Origin of the sequence: uncultured Zoogloea sp., from assembly GCF_937894855.1 — a bacterium.
Taxonomy (GTDB): Bacteria; Pseudomonadota; Gammaproteobacteria; order Burkholderiales; family Rhodocyclaceae; genus Zoogloea; species Zoogloea oryzae.
In genome coordinates, this window is the sequence record NZ_CALAYQ010000021.1 from 1 (window position 1) to 7,785 (window position 7,785).

Genomic DNA, 7,785 nt, shown 5'->3' on the forward strand with positions numbered 1-7,785 from the left:
GACACGAATACGCTATTTGGGCTGCCCGGGGGAGATGGGGTGGCCGGACGCTTACTGCGGATCATCCGCTCCACGAGACCGTTCTGCTGCGGGGTGTAGGGCGTGATGAACTCCTGCTTCAGGCCGTAACCTTTGACCAGCGCCGTTTAGTTGCGGCTGGTGAAGACCAGGCCGTTGTCCGAGCGCAGCAGGAACGGCGTCTGCACACGTCCTAGCAAGCCGAAGCGAGCAATCAGGGCCTGCTCCAGCGCGCTCTCGGCCGTGCGCGACTTGCCGCTCCGGGAAAGGTGCCAGCCCAGCCAGTTCCCGGCTAAAGCAGTCGATCACCAGCGCCAGTGTGGCCCAGTCGTCTCGTCCCACCCAGGCACGGCATAGATCCGTCGCCCAACGCTCGTTGGACTGGGATGCACTGGAGCGCCGCGCTTCGACCCGGGGCCGAAAGCCGACAGGACGCTTCCTCACCTGCTAGGCGGCGTAGACATTTCACGCCAACGACCGAGCAGGGGATTTATGATCTCTAATAGCGAAAAAGGAACGGCATAGTTTTCTTTCCCGTTCCTTTTGCGCTACCTTAAAAAGCCCCCACTAAGGGGTCGGGCTAACCTTTTTTGATCAATGAACTATCATGAGCAAGAAAACTAGCGAACCAATTCGTGTCGCAAGAAAATGGTTTGACTTGGAAAAGTACGCTTCCATCTCTGAGTTCAATGAACTTCAGTGGGCGGAGCAAATTCATAAACGCAGAACCATACAAACCCTAATAAACACAAACAGTCTATCGGAGGCAAAGAATCTAATCAGACAGATAACTCTAGATCCGCTATCTCAAGAAATAGATGAAACCGAAACAATGCAAATAGAGAATGCCTTGAAGCATAGAGGTTTTTCAATAGTCCGGCCTCTTACGTTTGCAGATATTAAACACCTTACCTTCCTTGCAAATGAACTTCCCCCGGCCGCAGTCTCAAACCTACTTCAGCCCCTAGAGGAAGCTTTTATGGGACCAGACTGCAATCTAGGCGACCATCTATGCGCACGCGGATTCTTGGCGATCACATTGACTGCTTCAGATGCTGAAATATTAAATAGCGTCAAGGCATGGCTAAAGCGACGCAGAGACATCTCACGGGGTGCCCTGCATAAAATAAGAATCGAAGAGATTAAAAACAAAAATGCAACATACGCCAAAAAATTAAAGTCAGCGAAAGACCTTTACCGCGAATTCCTCGACGATAAAAACCCAAACCCAGAAAAAATATCAAATGCACTTAACAGACTAGAGAAAATAATCTACGACAAAATAGCCGCCCGCGAGCCAGAAAGCGGCCAAGCACTAGACGAAAACAGCACTCACGGAAATTCTGAAATAGCGAATATAAATCACCTTGCAGCAAGCCTATCTGAGCTGATCGAGCAGGCGATTACAAACTGTAGAGAGCGCACAAAAATATACGAAGAAGAGGAAGCTCTGGTATCGAGAAGGCTCCAAGACTTGACTGAAGAAAAGAACCTTAAAGTGACAACAAAAAGGTGGATTAGCAGTCGCGTCATTCCATATTTTGACCTTAAGGCTTGGTCGAAACTTGAAAACGTAAAATTAACGGATGAAAATTTAACTGAATTGTTATTTAGGCCAGAAAATGAATCTAGCAGCCTAAATGCAGCAAAGGACTTATATTCCCAGTTGTTCGAGTCTGATTATTTTTTCCACCTGATGGGCGCACATTTTGGGGCCTAGCACGCCGGCGGGAAAATTGCAAGGCACGGACTATCAAGTGCACCATGCGTTTTTCGAGATGCATCAATTTGGCTTAATGGCGCTGCCAATCGGCAAACATGCATCATCAAGGAGCAAACAGCATGAGTAGCGCACCCAGCAGCACCCTCCTCACCCGACCCGAGGCCGCTAAGTATCTTCGCATCCAACCGCAAACCCTTGCGGTTTGGGCCTCAACCAAACGCTACCCCCTTCCTGTCGTGAAGGTCGGCCGTCTTGTCCGGTATCGGCTTACTGATCTCGAGCAGTTCATGAAGGGAGGTGAATGATGAGCACCCCCAACGCCCACACCACCCCGGGAGCTCTTCAAGAGCGGTCCCCTGGGGAAAACGAGATCCGCAAAACGCGGAAGGCGCGCGTCACCAAGGTGAAGCGGTCGGAGCGTGGTTTCCGGCCTAGCCTCAAGGCGACTCCCTTACCCGAAATCAAGTCCTTCACGACCTTCATTCGCATTGAGATTCCCGCTCCCGGCCACCATATCGGCACAACGGAGCAGAGTGAAACGCTCTACGGCTTCGCTGCACGGCTTGATGCTCAGGCTCAAACCGACGCCGTCGGTTCCGTGACAAAGTTCGGTGTTGATGAAAGCACTTGGGAGTGCGTGCTTGGCCTTCATGCCATCGAAGGCAAAGACATTAACGGGCTTGCCTCGAACGCCTTCGAGAAGCTGAACTCCTTTCTTTCAAACGAAGCAGACATCCTCACGGGGAAAGCCCCCAGCCTCGGCCTTGCCACTTGGCAGATCAAGGTCAAGGACTACGTAGTTGACGAGGGGCAGTTCTAGGGCGTCATTCGGGAACCGAGGCCCAGAACACCGGGCTCCACTGCCGCGGGCACGAACTGCAACGTGCCTACGGCTATGCCCTAGCAACATCAAACTTCAAGCTGAAATTCAACTCTCGGACGGCTTACTCTGCCGGTTGCCGTTGGGACTTCTGCTGCCTAACGGAAATGCTAGGACGTTCAGACTCTGAAAAGATGGAATCGAAAATGGACAGCAAGAAACAATCTCTTACACCCTGGTGTGCGGCCAAGACCTTCACCATCAGCGCGTTCAAGAACGAAAAAGACAATGTGCCCAAATGTCGGGATCTGACGTGGAGCGAATTCGCAGCGATCTTCGGCAAGCACTGCATCACCCCTTCAAAAGCCGGTACATCAAGTTGGTCGCCGACCGCATACGAGGGTGGCGCCACTCGCAAAAATGAGAGCGTTACGCATCTCAGCATGGCGGTGATCGACGTTGACAACGGAACGCCGGTGGAGGATGTCGAGCACATGCTCGGCGGGATCACTTACTTGATCCACAGCACTTACAACCACACGGTGGAAAAGCCGAAGTACCGGGTCATCTTGCCCTTGGCTGAACCTGTTGAAGCTTCCGCTTGGCGCGGCGTCTGGGATCGGATCAATCACTGGTTGGGCGGTATTAACGACGCTGCGACCAAGGACCCTGCCCGGATTTACTACATTCCCTCATGCCATAAGGATGCCAAGGATCGTATCAATAGGGTCGGGCACGGAGCTTTGCTTTCTCTTGATATGCTGCCTCACATCCCCGCAGCCGCGACGTCTCAAACGCAAACGACGCCTCCGAGCCCTATTCAGCGCAGTACCAATGACCACGAGTTGGGAACCTTGGAGGAACTCGGCGAGGTCTTGAGTCGCTGTAACTTTATCAAGTGGGCTTCCCATCCCGATAACCAGGCTAACGTCTCCGAACCTCTCTGGAAAGCGATGCAGACGAACATGTGTCAGTTCGAGGAAGGAGATCAGGCAATCCATGCGGCCAGTCGCCGCCACCCTGACTATGACGAGACACAAACTGAGGCCAGGATTGAGCGATTCCGGGAGTCGTCGAAGCCGGAGACCTGCAAGCGCATACAGACTCTAGGATTCAAAGATTGCCCTCTTCGCGGGTGCGTGTTGCCATCCGGTGTCGTGACCAAGGCGCCTGCAGGGCTTGGTACGTGGGCAAGGCTCGGACAGGAGGACGAACGGCCGGAAATCCTGGACGCATTCCTTCGGAGGTGCTTCCCGCAAGGTCTCGTCTTTGTTGGAGGGTCATTCTACGGCTACCGTGATGGGTACTGGCCCCGCCTCGACGTGCAAGCAGAAGTCGTAAGGACCGTCGCTCAGTTTTACGGGAAGTTGGCCGAGAGGAAGAAGATTAGCGAACTTCTTGCGCTTCTTGAGGCGTTTCAAGCTGAGACGGAAGGAAACGTTCTGCCCGATCGCACTGTGCTCTGTCTTCGGAACGGTGCATTTGACACGAGTACATGCGAGTTGCTGCCCCATGACCCCGCATATCGACACAAAACGAAAATCGACATCAGCTGGACTCCGGATGCATCCTGCCTGCGTTGGCAACAGTTTCTCGAAGAAATATTTGCGCCGGACTCCGATAAGTCCGAGAAAATTAACTTTCTGCAGGAGTGGTTCGGCTACTGCCTCGTTCCGGACAACAGTCAGCACAAGTTTGTCTGGATGGTAGGAGGGGGAGGGAACGGAAAGAGCGTTCTGCTGAATACGCTGACTTACTTGGTTGGCAGCGAAAACATCAGCAATGCTCACATCGAAGCGCTGGACAAGACCTTTGTTCGAGCCGAGTTACAGGATAAGTTGCTGAATATTTCATCGGAAATGAGTGCCAGCGCTACTATGGCTGACAGCCACCTTAAAGCAATTGTTTCTGGTGACGTTCTTCAAGCGGAGCGAAAGTACCAAGACTCCTTCTCGTTTCGCCCCTTCGTGCGTCTCATTGCGGCTACCAACCACCTCCCTCGTTTGTTGGACCTGTCGACAGGGTTCTTTCGTCGCGCCATCATCCTCAACTTCAATCGACAGTTTGGCGAGCAGGACAGGGATGTCAATTTGGAGGGTAACCTTAAGGAAGAGCTGCCTGGCATCTTGAGATGGGCGCTGGATGGACTTGCGCGGTTGCGGCAACAGGGCCGGTTCACCACGGTACCTTCTTCGGAAAGTAGTTTGGCTACTTATAGGGCGGATTCCGATACGGAAGGTCTCTTTGCCGCAGATATGCTTACGCTTGGTGAAGCAGGGCTTGGCTCGACGCCAAATAGTATCTACGACTGCTACACGGAATGGTGCCGGGCAAACGGATTCAAAGCTAAGTCCATTGTGGGCCTCGGTCGTCGCTTATCTGATCTGGGGTTCAAGAAAATTCGGCGAGCTAAAGGCGACTACTGGAAGGTTGTCGTGAATGGCTACGTTGACGTCGCCCCTGAGGCTGTGGCTATCAGTAGAATGGATAAAGCTCCCGTTACAACTCACCAAGTCGCTGCAAGTAACGCCCATAAAGCAAAGTTCAAGCTCTAACGCGAGCATGTAAGATGTGTGAGATAGAGTGGTAGATATCATTTCTATCTCACACGCTTCTTTGCGACAGGGGCCGCGGCTGGCTATGGCATGTAGAATGTGGTGGATATATTTTTTAATAATAGAAAATAATAAATTAAAGATTGAAATTTTAAGATAGAAGAAAGTTTCTAAGAAATTTTTCAAAAAATCGCCTCCATTTCACACGGGACATGATGATTGACGCACGTGTCGCGAATGCCTTGTTCTGGTCACACCCTTCATCTCGCGCAGCACCCTACACGGGCACATTTCCAGCTCAACTCGGTGCAACATTGCCACTAATTATTGTGAGCGCGTGCGCTATTTATGAAATTTTGACTGTTCGATAATTGCGAAGGTAATCGCATCGCCGGCTCATTTTCAATTGAAAGCTCTTTGCTCCAAAGTCCTCAAAGTATATTGCCAATATTTTCAGACATTTAAGTTTGTCGTCGGCTGAGTCTAGATAGCCAAATAATTTCTGCCGGGCTTTGTCGTTTTAGTTGTTTTTAGCGAGTGCTTGCTGGTGCAAGATCTCGGAGTTGATGATCTCCTCCTGTGATACCGGAATAAGAATGATCTGGATAGGTGTATGTCTTCAGCTTTTCCAGGAAACGACTGCCAGTGAATTTTCAAGGGCTCAATGGGCCGGCGTCCAGGTTAGTCACCCCCGGAAGCTCCAACGTACACGCGCTCGGATGAGTAGATTGGTGGCAGTGTGAGGCCTAGGCAAGTTCTTTCACCTACCGATTTAAATCTCACGTAGAATTATGCTTATACATTATTCTAGAGGTCTACATGAGCCACCTTCAAGTTAGCGAATCGGATAATTTGCGGCTGAACAACCTTGAATTTGTTTGGAGCCTTGAGCGAGCAAACTTCGAGGACACTATTTCCGGAAAAAATCGCGGGCAATTGGATTCAGTCTTTCATTCTATCCAAAAGAAGACCGGACTTGAAAAGCATCACATACAGGCTCTTGCGCAGGGGACTGGTGTTGCTGGATTGCTCATGGCCGGTGCCGCGGTATTAACGGTGTCAGATGGTGTAAAGATATTTGGCGATGCCCGTAACATTACGAATATCGACAGGCTCTTTGCAAAGAAGGTCGTTAATATCGATTCGTTCAATTGGGACTCGACGTCGCAGATCCTGACTTCTCTTAAGGAGTGGTTGCTTCCATCGCTTCAAGCGAGAAGAGGTAGTCTCGCTGGTTTGATTAGCGACAATTTAGCTGACCAAAAAATTATCGACAGAGCCAACGCATACGACAGTGCTTTGAGGGAGCTTGAAAAGCTTGTCCTATTATTTTCCAAGCGAGAGCAAGCCTTCAAGGAAACGTGGAATCAAAAAATCGCCGACTATACCCAGTTCGCTAAGCTGAATGCGCAAGCGCGAGTCGTAAAACGCCGACAAATTGAACAGCAGCGTATGGCCTTGCTTCTTGATCAGAGACAGTACGATGCGGAAATTGAGCAGTTGGAATCACAAGAGCGCGCCAGTTGTTGCTCATGGAAAAAGCTCACATCGCGATGCTCACAAGTTCGGACCGAAGTCGCCCCCTACTGTCCTCAACATCGTTGCTTTTGCGATAACTGTACCGAACCTGTTATGTCTGAAGACTCTCACTACTGCGTGCACCACCAAGACAGGGATGAGTTACATTCTTCACAAGTGGGATCGAGGGTGGGCATCCCTGAGAGGGGAGAGGGGAAGGACGTAAGCGAATCAGGCGAGAACTCTTCATCCTCTGGTAGTAAAATTTTCTTCGTTGTATTGCTTTTAATTGTGCTGCTGGCGTTAATTGTCGTTGCTGCAAAGTAGTGACATGTCTTTTCGCATCGGTGCAGGGTGTGTCCATAAGTCTGACATTTATTTTGTGATCGCTTAGCCTGCAGAATAATTGAGTATTTCGGTCGCGCCGGTCAAGGTGGCTGATAGTTGCTGGCAAATAAACGCCAAAATATTGATGCTGAAAGCATTCATGGATTTTTTTAGGATCGACCCTTCGCGACTTGTCTGCTAGTCTGGACGTATCATGTCACCTCTATCATGAATTGGACTCCGCGCTTACGGAGTCCAATTCCTAATCTCTGAAGATCCACTTCACGACGGCCGATACCACCCACAGCCAGAACACCCCCACAGCGATCAAGAGCACCGGAACGCCGACCAACCAGAACAGCACGGTCATCACGCGACCTCCTGCTCCCCAGTTTTGCCGGTTTTCGCTGCCAACTTGTCGTTTAGCTTATTTGCGCTGACTGTTTCTCTGCCTGAGTCCGCCGCATTGCAGCCTTCACGCTCACCATCGCCTCCGTCGCTATCTGATTGGGGAAAGAACTCTTCCACAATTACAGGCCCTTCCTCCTCGTTTTCCTCGAAAGCACCATTCGCCAGTGCCAACCGGGCGGCCCGTTCCAGTGCGTCAATATTCACACCGGCCTCTTGATGCCGTTCTGCTTTGTCCTTGGCTTGGGTGATTGCTTCGGTCAGGCTGACCCCGTCTCGCAAAGAAATATCGACGTAGAACACCGGTGCTCGGTGGGACTGGGTGGTGCTCTTTGCCCGCAACTTCAACTGAAGGGGTAAGTAGTCGGCCCTGAAATATTCAATTCGCCGCTTGCAGCCGCCAGCCTGACGGCCAG

The 7,785-nt window shown here is 51.2% G+C and carries 5 protein-coding genes and 1 pseudogene; 5 read left to right on the forward strand and 1 reads right to left on the reverse strand.

All coding sequences use genetic code 11. From position 1 onward, the window contains the following. The first annotated feature begins 625 nt into the window (after nt 1-625). The 5 genes from Q0672_RS01765 (at nt 626) to Q0672_RS01785 (ending at nt 6,961) form a co-directional block, all read left to right on the forward strand. On the forward strand, nt 626-1,738 hold the full coding sequence (locus Q0672_RS01765; RefSeq protein ID WP_298619093.1) for a DUF6387 family protein: 1,113 nt from the start codon (nt 626-628) through the stop codon (nt 1,736-1,738). A 122-nt stretch (nt 1,739-1,860) separates the two neighbouring features. Beyond that, nucleotides 1,861-2,046, forward strand: coding sequence for a helix-turn-helix domain-containing protein (locus Q0672_RS01770; RefSeq protein ID WP_298619095.1), 186 nt, complete (start codon nt 1,861-1,863; stop codon nt 2,044-2,046). Continuing rightward, nucleotides 2,046-2,561 (forward strand): hypothetical protein, encoded by a 516-nt coding sequence (locus tag Q0672_RS01775; protein ID WP_298619097.1) that lies wholly within the window; start codon nt 2,046-2,048, stop codon nt 2,559-2,561. The genes Q0672_RS01770 and Q0672_RS01775 overlap by 1 nt, the downstream gene beginning before the upstream one ends. Nucleotides 2,562-2,767: 206 nt before the next feature. After that, nucleotides 2,768-5,116, forward strand: coding sequence for a phage/plasmid primase, P4 family (locus Q0672_RS01780; protein ID WP_298619099.1), 2,349 nt, complete (start codon nt 2,768-2,770; stop codon nt 5,114-5,116). An 819-nt stretch (nt 5,117-5,935) separates the two neighbouring features. Continuing rightward, complete coding sequence (locus Q0672_RS01785) at nt 5,936-6,961, forward strand: hypothetical protein (protein WP_298619101.1); 1,026 nt, start codon at nt 5,936-5,938, stop codon at nt 6,959-6,961. A 369-nt stretch (nt 6,962-7,330) separates the two neighbouring features. Here Q0672_RS01785 and Q0672_RS01790 read toward each other — a convergent pair. Further along, a pseudogene (locus Q0672_RS01790) lies at nt 7,331-7,785 on the reverse strand (hypothetical protein); the annotation flags it as partial.